Origin of the sequence: Dietzia sp. KRD202 (assembly GCF_017168155.1) — a bacterium.
Classification (GTDB): domain Bacteria; phylum Actinomycetota; class Actinomycetes; order Mycobacteriales; family Mycobacteriaceae; genus Dietzia; species Dietzia kunjamensis.
Map to the genome: position 1 here is coordinate 63,057 of NZ_JABFAN010000007.1, position 17,533 is coordinate 80,589.

The following is a 17,533-nucleotide window of genomic DNA, read 5'->3' on the forward strand; positions in this document are numbered from 1 at the left end:
AGAAGCACGCCGTTCTCGGCTTAGGTTTTGGGTGTCTAAGTCCAAACCGAAGAGCGGAGAACGGCGTGCGAGGTGTCAGCCTATGGCGTGCGGTGCTGGGCGTCGAGAGAACGGTTATCGAGAACGTCGAGTTCGACCACATCGAGCAGATCGTGGTCGCACATGTTCGCCCTCGAAGGGGGTACTGGGCCCGGTGCGGCGTCTGCGGGACGCCGGCGGCCCGGTACGACAACGGCGCTGGCCGACGCCGCTGGCGCAGTCTGGATATGGGCTCAACGATGGTGTTTCTCGAGGCCGATTCGCCGCGAGTGAGCTGCCCCGTGCACGGTCCCACTGTGCGTCAGGTGCCCTGGGCCCGCCACGGCGCCGGTCACACCAGACCCTTTGACCAGCAGGTCGCGTGGCTGGCCACGCAGTGTTCCAAGAGCGCCACGTGCCAGCTGATGCGCATCGCCTGGCGCACGGTGGGGTCGATCATCGCCCGCGTCTGGGCCGACACCGTCGCCGGTACCGATCCGTTGGCCGGTCTGCGGAGGATCGGAATCGACGAGATCTCCTACAAGCGCAACTACAAGTATCTGACCATCGTGGTCGATCACGACACCGGTCGCCTGGTGTGGGTTGCCATTGGCCGGGACAAAGCCACCGTGCAGGCGTTTTTCGACGCTCTCGGGGCCGACCGGTGTGGGCAGATCACCCATGTCACCGCTGACGGGGCGAAGTGGATCGGCGACGTCGTAGCCCGAGCGTGCCCCGAGGCGGTGCGCTGTACCGATCCGTTCCACGTGGTCAAGTGGGCCACCGATGCCCTGGATGAAGTGCGTCGACAGGTGTGGAACGAGGCCCGCGGCGACAAACGGCAACTGCGTGAACGTCGTCTGGCCAACAAGGTCAACCGGGCCCGCGGTTACGCCCGGGACATCAAGCACGCCCGATATGCGCTCTGGAAGAACCCCGAGAATCTCACCACCCGGCAGAGTGCCAAGCTGGCGTGGATCGCCAAGACCGAACCCACCCTGTACCGCGCCTACCTGCTCAAAGAAGGCCTGCGTCTGATCTTCCAACTCCCGATCGACGAGGCCAGAGACGCCCTGGAAGCGTGGATCAGCTGGGCCAGACGATGCCGCATCGAACGGTTCGTCCACTTGCAGCGCACCATCTGCACCTACAAGACCGAGATCCTTGCCTCGATCGAACACGGCCTCTCCAACGGGCTCATCGAATCGGTCAACACCAAGATCCGCCTCATCACCCGAATGGCCTTCGGCTTCCGTTCACCAGAGGCCCTCATCGCCCTGGCCATGCTCAACCTCGGCGGCCACCGTCCCACCCTCCCCGGCCGCCAAAAGGCCCACGCATGAGTCATAAGAGCCGGATTTGGTGTGGGCGGTCGGGGGCGGTGCGAAGCCTGCGCACTGCGCAAGACGGTGCCCGGCGGGGCTCAGGAGTCGAAGGCGTCGATGATGGCCTGCGCCGCGAGGGCCGCGGTCAGCGTGCCCTCGCGCACCTGCTGCTCCACCTCCGGGGCGATCTTCCGCACCTCCGGGTCGGCGGCCAGCCGGGCCATCAGCGTGTCGTGGACCATGGACCACGTCCAGTCCACCTGCTGACGCGCCCTCCGCGCCTCCACCTCGCCGATCCCGTTCATCGTGTCCTGATGCGAGCGGACGGCGTCCCAGAAGCGGTCCAGTCCCTCGGCCTCCAGTCCCGACATGGTCAGGACGGGCACCTTCCACACCGCGTCGGCAGGACGCACCAACCGTAGGGCGGCCCCGAGTTCGCGGGCGGCCCGCGAGGCGTCCTTGACGTGCGGGCCGTCAGCCTTGTTCACCGCGACGATGTCCGCCAACTCGAGGACACCCTTCTTGATGCCCTGTAGTTGGTCGCCGGTGCGGGCGAGGGTGAGGAACGTGAAGCAGTCGACCATCCCGGCCACCGTCACCTCGGACTGGCCGACGCCGACGGTCTCCACGAGGATCACGTCGAACCCGGCGGCCTCGAGCAGGACCATCGTCTCCCGCGTGGCCTTGGCCACACCCCCGAGCGTCCCGGACGTGGGCGAGGGCCGGATGTAGGCCCTCGGTTCCGTGGACAGGGTGGCCATGCGGGTCTTGTCGCCGAGGATCGAGCCGCCGGTGCGGGTGGACGACGGGTCGACGGCGAGGACCGCGACCTTGTGGCCCTGCTCCACCAGATACAGGCCGAAGGACTCGATGAACGTCGACTTGCCGACCCCGGGCACCCCGGTGATGCCGATCCGCAGCGCCCCACCGGCGTGCGGCAGCGCGCCCAGCAGGAGCTGTTGGGCCTTCTCCCGGTGCGCGGGGTTCGTGGACTCCAGCAGTGTGATCGCGCGGGCGAGGACCGGGCGGCGGTCCTCGAGCACGCCGGCGAGCAGTGCGTCGACATCGATCTCGCGCCGCGGACGCGGCCCGGTGGCCGAGGGCACCGGGCCACGCACCGAGCCGGTACCGGCAGTGGTCGACAGACTGCCCGACAGGTTGCCCGAACCGGCCGGGTCGGGTCCGGAGCCGAGGCGGGTCAGGACGTCACCTCCGAGCCGGCCCCCTCACCCGGGGCGGCCGACGAGAGGTCGTGGCCGAGCTCGCCGGCGAGCGCGTCGAGCAGCCCGATCGCGGCCTCGGCGATCACGGTGCCCGGCGGGTAGATCGCGGCGGCCCCGGCATCGTAGAGCTCCTGGAAGTCACCCGGCGGGATGACGCCACCGACCGTGACCATGATGTCCTCGCGACCCACCCCGGCGAGCGCCGAACGCAGTGCGGGTACCAGGGTCAGGTGACCCGCGGCCAGGGAGGACACGCCCACGACGTGCACGTCGGCGTCGGCGGCCTGCTGGGCCACCTCCTCCGGCGTCTGGAACAACGGGCCCATGTCGACGTCGAACCCGAGGTCGGCGAACGCGGTGCCCACGACCTTCTGGCCGCGGTCGTGGCCGTCCTGTCCCATCTTGGCCAGCAGGATGCGGGGACGGCGTCCCTCCTGCTCGGCGAACGCGTCGGCCATCCGCATGGCACGGGTGACGTTGTCCACGGCGCCCTCCTTGGTGACCTCCTGCCGGTACACACCGGACAGGGTCTTGATCTCGGCCTTGTGACGACCGTAGACCTTCTCCAGCGCGTCGGAGATCTCCCCGATGCTGGCGTACGCGCGGGCCGCGTCGATCGCGAGGGCGAGGAGGTTGTCGTCCATTTCGCTGCTCGCCCCGCCGGAGGCGGCCTCGGTCAGGCGGGCCAGGGCCGCCTGGCAGGCGTCCTCGTCCCGTTCCGCCCGCAGCTTCTCCAGTTTCGCCAGCTGCTCGGTGCGGACCCGGGAGTTGTCGACCTTGAGGACGTCGATCTCCTGATCCTCGGTCACGACGTACTTGTTCACGCCGATCACGGGCTGACGACCGGAGTCGATGCGCGCCTGGGTCCGGGCGGCGGCCTCCTCGATGCGGAGCTTGGGGATGCCCTCCCCGATCGCCTGGGCCATGCCGCCGGCCTCCTCGATCTCGAGGAGGTGCAGACGGGCCTTGTCGGCGAGCTGGGCGGTGAGCCACTCGATGTAGTACGAGCCGGCCCACGGGTCGATCGGCCGCGTGGTCCCGGACTCCTGCTGCAGGAGCAACTGCGTGTTGCGGGCGATCCGCGCGGAGAAATCGGTGGGCAGAGCCAGCGCCTCGTCGAGGGCGTTGGTGTGCAGCGACTGCGTGTGACCCTGGGTGGACGCCATGGCCTCGATGCAGGTCCGCGCGACGTTGTTGAAGACGTCCTGCGCGGTCAGGGACCACCCCGACGTCTGCGAGTGGGTCCGCAGCGACTTGGACTTGGCGTTCTTCGGCCCGAACTTCTCGACCAGCTCGCTCCACAGCAGACGCCCCGCGCGCAGCTTGGCGATCTCCATGGAGAAGTTCATGCCGATGGCCCAGAAGAACGACAGGCGGGGCGCGAACTTGTCGATGTCCAACCCGGCGTCCAGACCGGCGCGGAGGTACTCCACGCCGTCGGCCAGCGTGTACGCCAGCTCGAGATCGGCCGTCGCACCGGCCTCCTGGATGTGGTAACCGGAGATGGAGATCGAGTTGAAGCGCGGCATCATCTTCGACGTGTAGGCGAAGATGTCCGAGATGATCCGCATGGAGGGCTTGGGCGGATAGATGTAGGTGTTGCGGACCATGAACTCCTTGAGGATGTCGTTCTGGATGGTCCCCGCGAGCTGGTCCGGCGTCACCCCCTGCTCCTCGGCCGCCACCACGTAGAACGCGAGGATCGGCAGGACGGCGCCGTTCATCGTCATCGACACCGACACCGACGACAGGTCGATGCCGTCGAACAACTCGCGCATGTCCAGGATGGAGTCGATCGCCACCCCGGCCATGCCGACGTCGCCGGCGACCCGCGGGTGATCGGAGTCGTACCCACGGTGCGTGGCCAGGTCGAACGCCACCGACAGGCCCTTCTGGCCGGCTGCGAGGTTGCGCCGGTAGAAGGCGTTGGACTCGGCGGCCGTGGAGAACCCCGCGTACTGGCGGATGGTCCACGGCTGGTTGACGTACATCGACGGGTAGGGCCCGCGGAGGAAGGGTGCCGCACCCGGCACCGTGTCCAACGGGAAGGGGGTGACCTCCTCGCCGTCGTCGGTCGGGGCGGTGCCCGCCTCCACGGCGTCACGGTCGGCCTTGGTGTAGACGCGCTTGACGTCGATACCCTCCGGCGTCTCCCACGTCGGGTCCGCGTCGACGCCGGGACCCACCTCGTGTTCGGCCGTGGTCTCGACACCGTCCGGCAGGGGCGCCCCCTCGGAGGTCTCCCGCAACGGGGTGGTGCTGAAATCGGGGAAGGTCGTCATGTCACTGCACTCCCAGCTGGTCGAGGAGGGTGGTCAGGGCGGCGACGGCATCGATGCCGAGGGCCAGGTACCCGTCCGGGCGATCGGTGGCGTCGGCGGGGAAGCCCTTCTCGGCGCCGGCGAGGTACACCGTCGACACCCCGGCGTCCCGGAGGGCGCGGACGGCGTCGGAGCCCTCGGTCGCGTAGCGCTTGTCCGCGCCGCAGAGCACGGCGATCTGCTCGCCCTCGTGCGCCCCGGCGTACTGCCCGGTCTCGGTGACGACCGGATTGCGTGCCACGATGCCGCCGGCGGCGAGCAGGTTGGCCACGAACGTCACGCGGGGAGTCGTCTCGGCCTGGGGGCCGAGACCCGCGATCAGAACGGTCGGGCGGGATCCGGTGGCCTCCAGGTGCGCATCGGACCGGTCCCGCAGGTCCTCGAACGCGCGGCCGTAGCGGTAGTCGTCGCCGCCACGGCGGGAGGCGTCGAGGGGCTGCTCGTCGAGATTGGGGAACTCGGACACACCGGTGATCGGGGCCGTGCGGTGGGCGATGTCGGCGTCGCGTGCCTCGCGTACGCGGGCGATGGCGTCGGCGACGGTGCCCGAGGAGATCGCGGCGGTCAGGCCGCCCTCCGCCTCGATCGTCTGCAACGCCGACCACGCGGCGTCGGCGAGCGCGTCGGTGAGCGACTCGACGTACCAGGAGCCACCGGCCGGGTCCACGACGTGGCCGAGATGGGACTCCTCGAGCAGCAGGAGCTGGGTGTTGCGGGCGATACGCGCGGCGAAGGCTCGGGAGGTGCTCTCGAGGCCCCCCGGCACCGAGGCATCGAACGGGAGGACCGTCACCGAGGTGGCGCCGCCGACCCCGGCACCGAACGCGGCGAGGGTGGTCCGGAGCATGTTCACCCACGGGTCCCGGCGCGACATCATCGCCATGGAGGTCACCGCGTGCTGCGGAGCGCCACCGGCCTCGGGAGCGCCGAGGAGTTCGGCGACGCGGGCCCACATGAGCCGTCCCGCGCGGAACTTGGCTATCGACGCGAACTGGTCATCGGTGGCGGCGAGCCGGAACGAGACCTGGCGCAGCGCGGCGGCGGCGGACAACCCCGCCGTCATCAACGCACGCACGTACTCCAGCCCGGCGGCCACGGCGTAGGCCAACTCCTGGGCGTCGCCGGCGCCGTCGGCGTGGAAGACCGTGCCGTCGGCGACGAAGGTCCGGATGGTCTCCTCGCGCTCGGTGACCCGCGTGGCCAGCTGCACCGCGGAGTCGATCTCGATCGTGCCGGTCCCCGCGTAGGCGGCGGTCACGGGCGCGGCCCCCAGGTCGGCGATGACGGCGGCGCGGTCCACGACCCCGTCACCTGCGGTGCGGCGCTCGTCGAGCAGGGCGAGGAACGACTCGGCGACCTCGACCAGGCGGGCGCCGGAATCGAAGGTGACCGGGGCCAGATCCAGATAGACGTCCTTGAGGACCGCTGCCAGCTCGGCGGGCTCGGCGGTCAGCCACAGTGCCGAGACACCCTGGTTCAACAGGTCCAGGATCTCGGTGTTGACCTCCGAGGCCTCCCCCGTGACCTCGATGCGCGAGCTGACGTGCCAGCCGCTCTCGGGCAGCCCCGACCGGTCCCCGCCGCGGACGAAGGGGAACTGCCCGGGCGCGGGGCGCTCGGCGATCTCGTCCTCCCGCGTGTACAGCGGGTTGACCTCGATGCCGTCGCGCGTGGTGGCGACCAGTGCGCGCCAGGCGTCCTCGGGCATGTCGGCGGGATCCTTGCGGGCGGCCTTCGCGAGGACGGCTCCCACAGAGGCGTACCAGGAGTGAAGGTCTGGACCTGTGGTCGAACTGGTCACCGTTACCTCGTTCTCTTGTGGAGTGAAGGGGGTCACCCCCGGACTCTAGTCCAGCCCCACCGGAGCCGGAACACGCCCTCGCGGTGAGGGGGACCTGCGGGGGAAGACGTCCGGATCACGGCGACTACAGTCATTCCGGTGCGGAACCGGGTGTTGGCGTGGGTGGCGGCCGTCGCGCTGGTGGTCCTGGTCGCGACCCTCGTGCCGACCCCGGGGTTGGAGCAGTTCCGTGACTGGGCCACGCGACTGGGTCCGTGGTTCCCCGTTGCCTTCTTCGCCGCCTACGCGCTCGTCACGGTCTCGCCCATCCCCCGGTCGACCTTCACCTACACCGCCGCGGTCCTGTTCACCCCGGCCGTGGCCATCCCGTGGTCGCTCGTGGCCACCGGCATCGCGGCGACACTGGCGTTCGCCGGGGTCCGTCGCCTCGGGCACGACCGGACAGCGGCGCTGCGTGCGGATCCGCGGGTGGCCTCGATCGACGCACGACTGCGTCGGCGGGGGTGGCTCTCGGTGGGCAGTCTGCGGCTGGTACCCGCGGTGCCGTTCTCGGTGGTCAACTACGCCGCCGCGCTGACCTCGATCTCCTACCCGCAGTTCCTGCTGGCCACCCTCATCGGCAGTGCGCCCGGGACCGTTGCCGCGGTCCTCCTGGGGCATTCACTGACCGAGGGTGACGGTACGGCCGCACTGTGGGCCACCGCTGGGTTCGCCCTGATCGGACTGGTGGGGATGGTCCTCGACGCCACGCTGCCGGTCAGGCCGGTTCGGTGACGAAGTCGACCAACCTCTCCACCGCTCCTAGCAACGCGGGTTCGATGTCCCGGTAGGTGCTCACGGAGGCGAGCACGTGGCGGAACCCGTCGGCGGGTTCGCCCCAGCCCAGCCGCCGGCAGGTCCCCGTCTTCCAGTCCTCGCCGCGGGGGACCACCGGCCATTCGCGGATCCCCACGGCGGAGGGTTTGACCGCCTGCCAGATGTCCACGTACGGGTGGCCGGTCACGAGGACGTCCTGCCCCAGTCCGGCAACGATCCGCGATTCCTTGCTGCCCTCGACGAGGTGGTCCACCAACACGCCGAGTCTCGCCTGACGGGTGGGGCCGAACTCGGTGACCAGCGCGTGCAGATCGTCGATCCCGTGCAGCGGTTCGACCACCACGCCCTCGACCCGCAGATCGTGGCCCCAGATCTTCTCCACGAGCGCGGCGTCGTGGATGCCCTCGACCCAGATTCGCCCCGCGCGGGCCGTGCGGGCCCGCAGTCCCTCGACCTTCCGCGACCCCGACGCGGTGACCGCGGGCCCCCGCCGCGTTGCCGGGGCCGGCTTCCGCAGGGTGACCGGGGAGCCGTCGATGAGGAACGCCGAGGGGGTCATCGCGAAGAGGCGCACGCGACCGCGCCGGTCCTCCAGTTTGACGAACTCGCCGTCGTAGGACCGGTCGAAACCCACCACGGCGCCGCAGAACCCGGACTCGGCGTCCTCCACCACCAGGTCCCGTTCGGCGTCGACGACGGGGACCTCCGGGCGGCGGCGTCGCGCCGTGCCGGACAGGATGTCGGAGCCGTACATGTCTGCCATGGCCAGACACGGTAGCCGTCGCCGCGCCGGGGGTGCCGGCGGCACACCGCCGGTAGGATTGATCGTCATGTCCCGACCCCTCACCCGCAGTACCGCGCTGTCCCCGGCGTGGCCGCTGCCGCTGTACCTCCTGCGCACCGCGTGGGCGGATCAACCGTTCGACGAGTTGACCTCGTACGTCTCCGGCCTGGCGGAGTCGCACCTGCTGGAGATCGTCGGAGCGCCTGTCCCGATGCTCGCCGAGGTCTCCCCCGCCGCCGGCCCGGCAGGACTCCTGCCCGGGCTCGTCACGACGTTGCGGCGCGCCGGGCGTTCGTACCCGGCGCCGGAGGCCCTGTCCCTGCTCACGACGGCGCCCGGGGACTCCTCGAGCCTGCCGCCGGTCCCGTCGGTTCGCGCGGACGTGGCCGACGCCGGGTGGGGGATCCTCGTCCGCGACCCCGGCTCACGGGACGCCGTGTGCCTGACCTGCGTCCAACCGCATCCCGAGGTGCTGCGGTGGCGGGCGCGCGGGGTCCATGACTGCCCCGTCGCGCCCCAACCGGCCGGCCCCTCGGAGGCGCTCGCCGACCTGGGTGGAGCCGTCGTGGAGGCCGCCGACCTCATCGAACGCACCGCCGTACGCACCAACGACGTGGCCCGGATCGACATCCGTTCCCACGTCACCCGCCTGCCGGCCGGGCTCCCGTCCCGCGTCCTCGAGCTGGTGGACAGGATCGACCGGGTGGAGGCGATCACCTCCGTCGCGCTGGCACAGCCGGAGGTCGGGGTGGATCCCGCCGCGCGCGAGCCGGTTCTCCGGCGACTCGTCGCGGTGAAGGACGCCGCACGCCGGTCCGCGGTGGCCGCGGCCGGCGAGGCGGCGCTGAGAACCTTCTGACGACGCCCGGGGACCGGGACCGTCGGAGCGTCAGGTCACGCTCTCCGCGAGGGTGCCGGGCAACAGTCGACCGCGCACCGGGCGCCGTTCCGGGTACAGCCCAGGGACGGCACGTCACCGAGCCGCTCGATCCGCTCCCCCGTCTCGACCTCGTCGAGCATCTGCAGGATCATCTCGGTGAACTCGTGAGACGGGCCCGGGGTCGCGCACCGGGTGATGCGCACCCCGAGGTCGTCGGTGTCCTCGACGAGTTCGGTGTCGAGGTCCCAGATCACCTCGACGTGGTCGGAGATGAAGCCGACCGGGCACACCACGACGTCACGTATCCCCTGATGCGTCGCGAGGTCCCGGACGTGGTCCACGACGTCCGGTTCGAGCCACGGCACGCTCGGTGGCCCCGACCGGGACTGCCACACGACGTCGTACTCGTCCACCCCGGCCGCCGCGGCGACGAGACGCGCGGCATCGTTGACCTGACGGCTGTAGAGGTGACCGCCGAGTCTCTTGGGGCCGGCGGTGGCGTCGGCAGTGGTCGGGACGGAGTGTGCGGTGAACACCAGTCGGGGTTCTCCCCCCGTACCGACCCCGGCACCGTCGGAGTCGGCGTCGCGGGCCAGTTGCCGGGCGTCCTCGAGGGCACGTGACAGGTCGGCGGCGAAGCGATCGACGAACTTCGGGTGGTCGTGGAACTGTCCCAGGCGCACGAGCGTGGGAGCGTTCTCGACCGCGCCCCGTGCCCGCTCGATGTCCTCGTGGTACTGCCCGCACCCGGAGTATCCACCCCATGCCGAGGTGACGAACACCGCCGCGGTGCGGACGCCATCGTCTCTCATCCGCATGAGGGTGTCCTCGAGGTACGGGGTCCAGTTGCGGTTGCCGAAGTAGACGGGCAGGTCGCGGCCGCGGCGGGCCAGTTCGGCCTCGACATTCGCGATGATCTCGCGGTTGAGGTCGTTGATCGGGCTGCGGCCGCCCAGGTGGCGGTAGTGGGTGGCCACCTCCTCTAGGCGCTCCTGCGGGATCCCCCGGCCCCGGGTGACGTTCTCCAGGAACGGGATCACGTCCTCCTGCCCCTCCGGCCCGCCGAATGAGAGCACGAGCAGGGCGTCGACCTGCCCCACGGTGTCGACCTGCCCCGCGGTGTCGTCCGTCGATCCTGTCATGTCACTTCTCCTGTCTGCTGAACGAGACCGTCCCCGCGCCGCCGTCCGCGTAGATCACCGTGCCGGTCGTGGCGGTCATGAGGTCCGAGAGCAGGGCGACGGCCGTCGTGGCCACCGCGGTGGGGTCGTCGACGTCCCATCCCAGCGGGGCCCGCCGGTCCCACTCGTCCTGCATCTGGTCCAGTTCGCCACCGGGTCCGAGGGCCTCCCCCGCGATCGCCTTCGCCGCGAGCGTCTTGACGGGCCCGGCCGCGATGAGGTTCGAGCGGATCCCCTCGGGACCCAGGTCACGGGCGACGTACCGGTTGACCGCCTCGAGCGCGTTCTTGGCGACCGACATCCAGTTGTAGAACGGCATGGAGAACCGCGGGTCGAAGTCCAGGCCGATGATCGACGCACCGCGGTTCAGCAGGGGGCGTACCGCCTTGGCCAGCGAGGCGTAGGAGTAGGCGGAGACCTCGAGCGCGACGGCCACGTCTTTCCAGGGCGCGTCGAGGAAGGGATCCCCGAGACAACTGGGCGGCGCGAATCCGATCGAGTGCACGACGCCGTCCACCGAGTCGGCGTGCTCCCGCACCCGGTCGGCCAGCGCGGCCAGGTCGTCCTCACTCTGGACGTCCAACTCGATCACCGGGGGACGTTCGGGCAGGCGCTTGGCGATGGCCCTGACCAACGACGGGCGACCGAAGGCCGTGAGGATGACCTGCGCACCGTGCAGTTGGCAGTGCTTGGCGATGTGGAAGGCGATGGAGGCGTCGGTGATGACGCCCGTGACGAGGATCGTCTTACCGGAGAGCAGCCCGGAGCTGGTCTCCACCTTCTCGCCCGTGTCGGTCTGGCTCATGTCAGTGCCCCATTCCCATTCCGCCGTCGACCGGGATCACGGCCCCGGAGATGTAGCCGGCGTCGTCACCGGCGAGAAAACTCACGATCCCGGCCACGTCTCCGGCCGACCCCTTGCGTCCGAGCGGGATCGCGGCGATCGCCTGCTCCTGCGTCTTGTCGTCGAGCCCGGCGGTCATGTCGGTGTCGATGAAACCCGGCGCCACGACGTTCGCGGTGATGCTGCGGGACCCGAGTTCGCGGGTGAGCGAGCGCGCCATGCCGACCAGCCCGGCCTTCGACGAGGCGTAGTTCACCTGCCCCGCGGTGCCCGACTGCCCGACCACCGAACCGATGAAGATCAGGCGACCGAACCGGGCCCGCAACATCCCGCGGGAGGCACGCTTGGCCACCCGGAACGCGCCCGAGAGGTTGGCGTCCACCACACTGGTGAACTGCTCGTCCTTCATCCGCATGAGCAGGGTGTCATCGGTGGTCCCCGCGTTGGAGACCACCACCTCCACCGGGCCGTACTCGGCCTCGACGGCGGTGAAGGCGGCGTCGACCGAGTCGGGGTCGGTCACATCGCACTGCACCCCGAAGAGCCCTTCGGGGGCCCCGGACCCGCGGTGGGTGACGGCGACGCGGTGGCCGTCGGCATGGAGCCGCTCGGCCACCGCCCGCCCGATCCCGCGGTTACCTCCGGTCACGAGGACCGTTCGGGGGGTGGTGCCGGGCGTGCTCTCGGAAACCATGTCCCCCACCCTAGCGAGCCGGGGCGGGCGGTCCGGCGCTGGTCCGCACTCGTGTCCCGGTCGGTGTCACGGGATCCGCCGGTGCGCGGTCAGTGACCCGGCCGCCGCGAGCATGGCCAGCAGGGTGCCGATGACGAGCCAGGGCCGGGAGGCGTCGGCCTTCTTCCACTCGTAGCCGATCTGTTCCTCGAGGGTGCGGTACACGGAGTCGAGCTCCTCGAGACTGGAGGCGGTGAAGAAGTCGCCCCCCGAGATGTCGGCGATCTGTCGCAGGGACGCGTCGTCGACGGGCACGGGCTGGGGCCTGCCCTGGATGTCGACGGTGCCGTACAGGGTGCCGAACGAGATGGTGGAGACGGGTATGCCGGCCTCCGAGGCCCGTTCGGCGGCGGTGAACGCGCCCCGCTCCTCGGTGGGGTCGGCGGGGACGGTCTCCTTGCCGTCGGAGAGCAGGACGATCCTCGCCGGGGGTGCCTGGTCGGGTCCGCCCAGGCTTTCGGTGAACGTGGTGATCGCCTGGGTGGCGGTGTAGATGGCCTCCCCGGTGGCGGTGCGCTCGTCGAGCCTGAGTCGCTCGACCGCGCGGACCACCGGTCCCCGGTCCGTGGTGGGGGCGACGAGCATCGAGGCGGTGCCCGCGTAGGAGACCAGGCCCAGGTTGACGCCCTGGGTGAGGTTGTTCGCGAAGGTCGTGGCGGCCTGCTGTGCGGCCTCGAGTCGCGACGGGGAGACGTCGGTGGCCTCCATGGACAGGGACACGTCGACGACGAGCATGACGGTCGCCCGGTTCCGTGGAACCTTCTGTTCGCGCTGTGGGCCGGCGAGGGCCACCACGAGGGTGAGCAGTGACAGCACCAGGAGCACGGCCGGGACGTGCGTGAACCAGCGGCGTCCTCGGCGATCGACGGTCCGGAGGACCCCGAAGTTGCCGAACCGCACGGTCCGGCGCTTCTTGGACCGCAGCGCGATGACGTATCCCACGGCGAGTGCCAGTGGAACGACCAGCAGGATCAGCCAGAGCGGATGCTGGAACTCGGACAGGCTCATCGCGTCGCCACCTCCTGCGTCCCGGGCCGGTCGTCGGGGAGGTCGCGGACGAGATTGTCGCCGGTCGGCAGGCCGCCCTGGCGGCGCACACCGACGAAGTCGATGACGTCACGGATCCAGTCACGGTCGGTCCGCAGGGCGAGGACGGGTGCGCCGCACCGCCGGAGCGCGGAGTGGACGCGGTCGCGGTGCTCACCGGCGGTTCGGCGGTAGTCGGCGGCGAGCGCGTCGTCGACGTCGAGTTCGAGGACCTCCCCGGTGGCGGGATCCTGCAGCAGGGCGGCGCCCACGGCCGGGAGTGCGATGTCGAGTGGGTCCGCCAGGTGGACGGCGAGGAACTCGTGGCGGGTGCCCAGGACGCGCAGCGACCGTTCCCAGTCCACCTCGGACAGGAAGTCGGAGATCACCACCACCAGGCCGTGCCGGCGAGCGGCGTTCCGGACGGCGTGGAGGCAGTCGTCGAGCGAGCCCCCCGGCGTGACGCGTGGTGCCGACCGCGCCACCTCCTCCAGTAGGCGTCGGACGTGGTCCCGTCCGCCGGTCGCCCGCAGGACGCGTGGGCGTCCGTCCCCGGTGAGGACCATGCCGACCCGGCTACCACCGCCCGCCGAGAGGAAGCCGACGGTGGCGACGGCGGCCTCGACCAGTCGCCGCTTGGCTCCGTGCCGGCCCTCCACGTCGAGACTCGGCGAAAGGTCGACGACCAGCCACGTCTCGAGCTCGCGGTCGGCGATGGTCTGACGGATGTGCGGGACGGTGGTCCTGGCGGTGACGGACCAGTCCATCGTTCGGACGTCGTCCCCGGGTTCGTAGGCCCGCGCCTCCCCGGGCTCGGTGCCCGGCCCGGGCAGCAGTCCGCGGTGGTCGCCGTTGAGTACCCCGTCGAGACGGCGCGTGACGAGCAGTTCCAGCTGGGCCAGGGCCGCACGGGACGACGCGTCGACGGGGTCGTCGCGTCTGCCCTCGTCCGCGGCGGTCACCGTGACGGCGGCGGGCCGGCCTGGGCGGGAACCGCGCTGATCTGTGGGAGCGGTACGGCTTCGAGCACGCGTCGCACCACGGTGTCGGCGGTGACCTCGTCGGCCAGCGCGTCATAGGTCAGCACGAGACGGTGCCGGAGGACGGCCGGCAGGACGTCGATCACGTCCTGCGGCACCACGTAGTCGCGTCCCCGCACCAGGGCGAGCGCACGGGCTGCGGTGACGGCCCCGAGCGTCGCACGGGGAGAGGCGCCGTAGGAGAGCCACCGCGCCACGTCCTCCAGCCCGTGCCGTGCGGGTTCGCGGGTGGCCACCGTGACGCGGACGACGTAGTCGACCAACGCGTGATGGACGAACACCTCGCGGACGGCCTTCTGCAACCGGATGAGGGCGTCGACGCCGAGGACCCGCGTGGGTTCCGGCGGGGTCGAGCCCATCCGGTAGACGATCTCGCGTTCTTCCTCCGGGGTGGGGTAGTCCATGACGAGCTTGAACAGGAAGCGGTCCCGTTGTGCCTCCGGCAGCTGGTAGACACCCTCGCTCTCGATGGGGTTCTGCGTGGCCATGACGAGGAATGGGCTGGGCATGGGGAAGGTCTGCCCGCCGATCGAGACGTGCCCCTCGGCCATGACCTCGAGCAGCGCGGACTGGACCTTGGCGGGTGCACGGTTGATCTCGTCCGCGAGCACGAAGTTCGCCAGGATGGGGCCGAGCTCGACATCGAACTCCTCGCGGCCCTGCCGGTAGATGCGGGTGCCGACGATGTCTGCGGGGACGAGGTCCGGGGTGAACTGGAGCCGCCGGAAACTCCCTCCCACCACGGTGGCGAAGGTCTCCACGGTGAGGGTCTTGGCCACGCCCGGGACGCCCTCGAGCAGGATGTGACCCCGCGAGAGGAGGCCGACGAGGATCATCTCGATCAGTCGGTCCTGGCCCACCACGACCTTCTTGACCTCGTAGACCGCTCGCTCCAGGAGACGTGCGTCCTCCGCGGCCGTCGACGCACTCACGGGGGGCTCGCCGGGACGGCTCGACTGTTCGGGATGGGGATCGCTCACCGCGGAGGGCTCCTTCGCGTGGTCGGGTGTTCCGGGCGCCCTGCCGGGGCCGTCCGAACGGGTTGGGGACGACAGTACCGGTGCCGCGGTCAGACCAACCGGACCACCATCGGCGAGATCCCGGCCATCCGCACCGGCGAGATCTTCACGACGTCACCGGACTGGGGTGCCTCGACCATGCGGCCGTCGCCGAGGTACAGGGCCACGTGGCCGGGCCAGAACAGCATGTCGCCCCGCTGTCGCGTGGCCACCGGGAACTGCGGCCCGGCGGTGTACTGGTAGCCGGTGTAGTGCGGGAGCGCCTTGCCGATCCCGGCGAACGCGTAGATCATCAACCCCGAACAGTCGAAGCCGATCTTGTTGTAGTCACCGTGCCAGTCGGCGACCCCGCCGTCGCGGATGCCACGGGTGGGCCCGTTGGCATCGCCGCCTCCCCACGCGTACGGCATCCCGAGCTGGGAGAGGGCGCGGTTGACGACGGTCTCCACGCGAGCACTGTTCGAGGGGGTCCCGGCATTCCCGCCCTGGCCGGCGCCCGGCCCGGGCGCCGCCGGCCCCTGGGCGATCGAGCCGAAGTCGGCCCGACTGATCGCGTCGGCGACCTGCTGCACGATCGCCTCGGTGTCACCGTTGATGCCGGCGTCGACGGCCGCGCCCACGCTGCCGGCGTCGATGGTCCCCCCGATGGCTCGGGTCGCCTCGTCCGAGGAGCCCCCGGCGAACTGCCGGACCGCGCCCAGGTCGAGATGCGACGGGAGCGCGGAGGCGATGTCGGCCGCCTGCTCCCCGGCCTCCGGCTGGCCCGCGAGGACACTGAGGGCCTCCGCGCGCATCGCCTCTGCGTCGACCGCGTCCGCGGCGTCGACCCGTGGCCCCGCCGGGGTGGCACCCGACTCCGCGAGGGCGGCGCGGTGCTCGTCCAGTTCACGGGTCAGCGCGACGACCCGGTCCTCCAGAGCGGTGACGTCGCCCGCGACCCTGGAGACCTCCGCCTCGGCGGAGGCCCGACGCTCGGCGGCGTCCGAGTAACGCTGCTCGGCGGAGTCGCGGGCGGCCACTGCCTCGGACTCGCGCCGGGCGGCCTCATCGGCGGCCGCCACCATCTCCCCCACCACGGTGCGCTGGTCGGCCGCGGCACGCTGGAGATACTCCTGGCGCAGCCCGGCATCCGCCGGCCCACCGGGATCGAGGATCGCCGACGCCGCGCCCGGTGCGGTTCCCTGCCGGTGCAACAGCCGTGAATAATCGTCGAGGGTGCCGCGCGCGGACTCGACGCCGGACTCCGCCTGCTCGCGTTCGGCGGAGGTACGGTCTGCCTCTGCGATGGCCCGGTCGAGTTCGATCCGGGCCATCTGGAGGTCGACCAGGCTCTTGTTGACGCCCTCCCGGCTGACCGCGATCTCCTCGCGGGTCTGGTCCAGTCGGGCGCTGGCATCGGCGACGGCACGGATAAGGCCGGAGATGTCGCCGGGCGCGACCGCGGTGACCTGCTGGGCTCCGGCCACCGGCGCCTGCACCGCACCGGCGGCTGTTCCCAGGACCAGCACCGCGGCCAGTGCCGCCCGCCCGGGTGCCCTTCCGGGATACCTGCGTGTGCGCGCCCCTCGGGCACGGTTCGACGAATGGTCAGGCTCCACGTTTCACCTTCCGCTGACCGCACCGGGGTGCGGCTGACCGCGCGACCCGCACGGCGGGACGCGAGACCGAGGCGGTGTCGGCGGCCGGTGATGCCTTCCCCTGCGCCACTGGAGCCTCAACACGACTCGGTAGAACCTAGTGTTCCTTTAGCACCGTAGGTCACAGGGAACACATGTGAAACATCGGTCGGCAAAATACACTGCTGTAACTTGCATAACAGCAGGACGGGCGGCGTGTCGCGAATTGGACACCGCTGTCGGAAAAGCGACGTTTCGGCGTCTTCTCAGCGTGAGCGACGTCGCAGGACGATCGCGAAGGCGACGAGCGCGAGCACGGTGACCACGATCGCGGCCGCGGTCAGGGCGCCCCATGGCGGAGCGGGGGCGGTGACCTTGTGAGCGAAGACCGCGGCGGAGGCCACCGGGTCGAACTCCTCCCAGGCGTCGTCCTGTCCGGCCTCGAGTTGGTGGCGCGGGATCGAGTCGCTGGAGCTGCCGATGAACACCGGGGTGCGCACGAGGATCGTGCCGTCGTACTCCTCGCCCAGGAACGCCGCGAGGTCACGGGCGTCCGTGTAGACGGTCGCCGGCGCCTCGGTGTAGACCACTTTCAGGTCCAGACCTCGATCACCGGCCTCGTCCACCACGGTCCGGAGGCCCTCGACGAACGGTGCAGGTGCGGAGACCCCGTCGTCGGCGAGGTCGGCGACCACGGCCTGGTAGTCCAGCCAGGGCGGGACCTCGTCCTCCCGTAACGACATGATCGGCTCGGCCGCATACGCGAGCACCGTCACGGGATCGGAGGGAGTGTCCACGTGCGACATGGTGCCATCTCTCCGTCGTCGCCCACGAACCCACGCGCCGCTCGTCGGCGATAACCGCAGTCGCGTGCCCACGTTCGGGCGTGCCGGGGGCTATACAGGA

The 17,533-nt window shown here is 70.7% G+C and carries 15 protein-coding genes; 3 read left to right on the forward strand and 12 right to left on the reverse strand.

Going from position 1 to position 17,533, the window contains the following annotated elements; translation table 11 throughout:
- Positions 1–65: 65 nt before the first annotated feature.
- Positions 66–1,361 (forward strand): ISL3 family transposase, encoded by a 1,296-nt coding sequence (locus J1M64_RS05200; RefSeq protein WP_206473277.1) that lies wholly within the window; start codon positions 66–68, stop codon positions 1,359–1,361.
- 80 nt (positions 1,362–1,441) lie between these two features.
- On the opposite strand, the gene meaB is transcribed toward J1M64_RS05200, so the two are convergent.
- The 3 genes from meaB to J1M64_RS05215 form a co-directional block, all read right to left on the reverse strand.
- Positions 1,442–2,449 carry a methylmalonyl Co-A mutase-associated GTPase MeaB gene (gene meaB, locus J1M64_RS05205; RefSeq protein ID WP_154827424.1) on the reverse strand — a complete coding sequence of 336 codons (1,008 nt, stop codon included), beginning with the start codon at positions 2,447–2,449 and terminating at the stop codon, positions 1,442–1,444.
- 92 nt (positions 2,450–2,541) lie between these two features.
- Complete coding sequence (gene scpA / locus J1M64_RS05210) at positions 2,542–4,848, reverse strand: methylmalonyl-CoA mutase (protein WP_119191691.1); 2,307 nt, start codon at positions 4,846–4,848, stop codon at positions 2,542–2,544.
- A gap of 1 nt (position 4,849) precedes the next feature.
- Entirely contained in the window at positions 4,850–6,688 is a 1,839-nt protein-coding gene (locus J1M64_RS05215) for a methylmalonyl-CoA mutase family protein (protein WP_206473279.1), read from the reverse strand.
- Positions 6,689–6,826: 138 nt separating this feature from the next.
- On the opposite strand from J1M64_RS05215, the gene J1M64_RS05220 reads away from it, so the two are divergent.
- Positions 6,827–7,462, forward strand: a complete 636-nt coding sequence (locus J1M64_RS05220; protein WP_227022273.1) for a TVP38/TMEM64 family protein — start codon at positions 6,827–6,829, stop codon at positions 7,460–7,462.
- Here J1M64_RS05220 and J1M64_RS05225 read toward each other — a convergent pair.
- Positions 7,446–8,267, reverse strand: coding sequence for a DUF3097 domain-containing protein (locus tag J1M64_RS05225; RefSeq protein WP_206473281.1), 822 nt, complete (start codon positions 8,265–8,267; stop codon positions 7,446–7,448). The genes J1M64_RS05220 and J1M64_RS05225 overlap by 17 nt on opposite strands.
- Positions 8,268–8,334: 67 nt before the next feature.
- Between J1M64_RS05225 and J1M64_RS05230 the strand changes: the two genes are divergently transcribed.
- The gene (locus J1M64_RS05230) at positions 8,335–9,147 is read left to right on the forward strand and encodes a hypothetical protein (protein ID WP_119191692.1); all 813 of its coding nucleotides are present in this window, start codon (positions 8,335–8,337) and stop codon (positions 9,145–9,147) included.
- 35 nt (positions 9,148–9,182) lie between these two features.
- On the opposite strand, the gene J1M64_RS05235 is transcribed toward J1M64_RS05230, so the two are convergent.
- From J1M64_RS05235 to J1M64_RS05270, 8 genes are all read right to left on the reverse strand, one after another.
- The gene (locus J1M64_RS05235) at positions 9,183–10,310 is read right to left on the reverse strand and encodes a ferrochelatase (RefSeq protein WP_132063335.1); all 1,128 of its coding nucleotides are present in this window, start codon (positions 10,308–10,310) and stop codon (positions 9,183–9,185) included.
- A gap of 1 nt (position 10,311) precedes the next feature.
- Complete coding sequence (gene inhA / locus J1M64_RS05240) at positions 10,312–11,154, reverse strand: NADH-dependent enoyl-ACP reductase InhA (RefSeq protein WP_206473283.1); 843 nt, start codon at positions 11,152–11,154, stop codon at positions 10,312–10,314.
- 1 nt (position 11,155) lies between these two features.
- Positions 11,156–11,887 (reverse strand): 3-oxoacyl-ACP reductase FabG1, encoded by a 732-nt coding sequence (gene fabG1 / locus J1M64_RS05245; protein ID WP_067714369.1) that lies wholly within the window; start codon positions 11,885–11,887, stop codon positions 11,156–11,158.
- 66 nt (positions 11,888–11,953) lie between these two features.
- Positions 11,954–12,934, reverse strand: a complete 981-nt coding sequence (locus J1M64_RS05250) for a VWA domain-containing protein (protein ID WP_067714366.1) — start codon at positions 12,932–12,934, stop codon at positions 11,954–11,956.
- Positions 12,931–13,914: a DUF58 domain-containing protein gene (locus J1M64_RS05255; RefSeq protein ID WP_206473285.1), complete on the reverse strand. Its 984-nt coding sequence runs from the start codon at positions 13,912–13,914 to the stop codon at positions 12,931–12,933. The genes J1M64_RS05250 and J1M64_RS05255 overlap by 4 nt, the downstream gene beginning before the upstream one ends.
- The gene (locus J1M64_RS05260; protein WP_067714538.1) at positions 13,911–14,924 is read right to left on the reverse strand and encodes a MoxR family ATPase; all 1,014 of its coding nucleotides are present in this window, start codon (positions 14,922–14,924) and stop codon (positions 13,911–13,913) included. Before J1M64_RS05260 ends, J1M64_RS05255 begins: the two co-directional genes overlap by 4 nt.
- A 137-nt stretch (positions 14,925–15,061) precedes the next feature.
- Entirely contained in the window at positions 15,062–16,609 is a 1,548-nt protein-coding gene (locus J1M64_RS19740) for an NlpC/P60 family protein (RefSeq protein ID WP_307872375.1), read from the reverse strand.
- 284 nt (positions 16,610–16,893) lie between these two features.
- The gene (locus J1M64_RS05270) at positions 16,894–17,424 is read right to left on the reverse strand and encodes a DUF6676 family protein (RefSeq protein ID WP_082923806.1); all 531 of its coding nucleotides are present in this window, start codon (positions 17,422–17,424) and stop codon (positions 16,894–16,896) included.
- Positions 17,425–17,533: the final 109 nt, after the last annotated feature.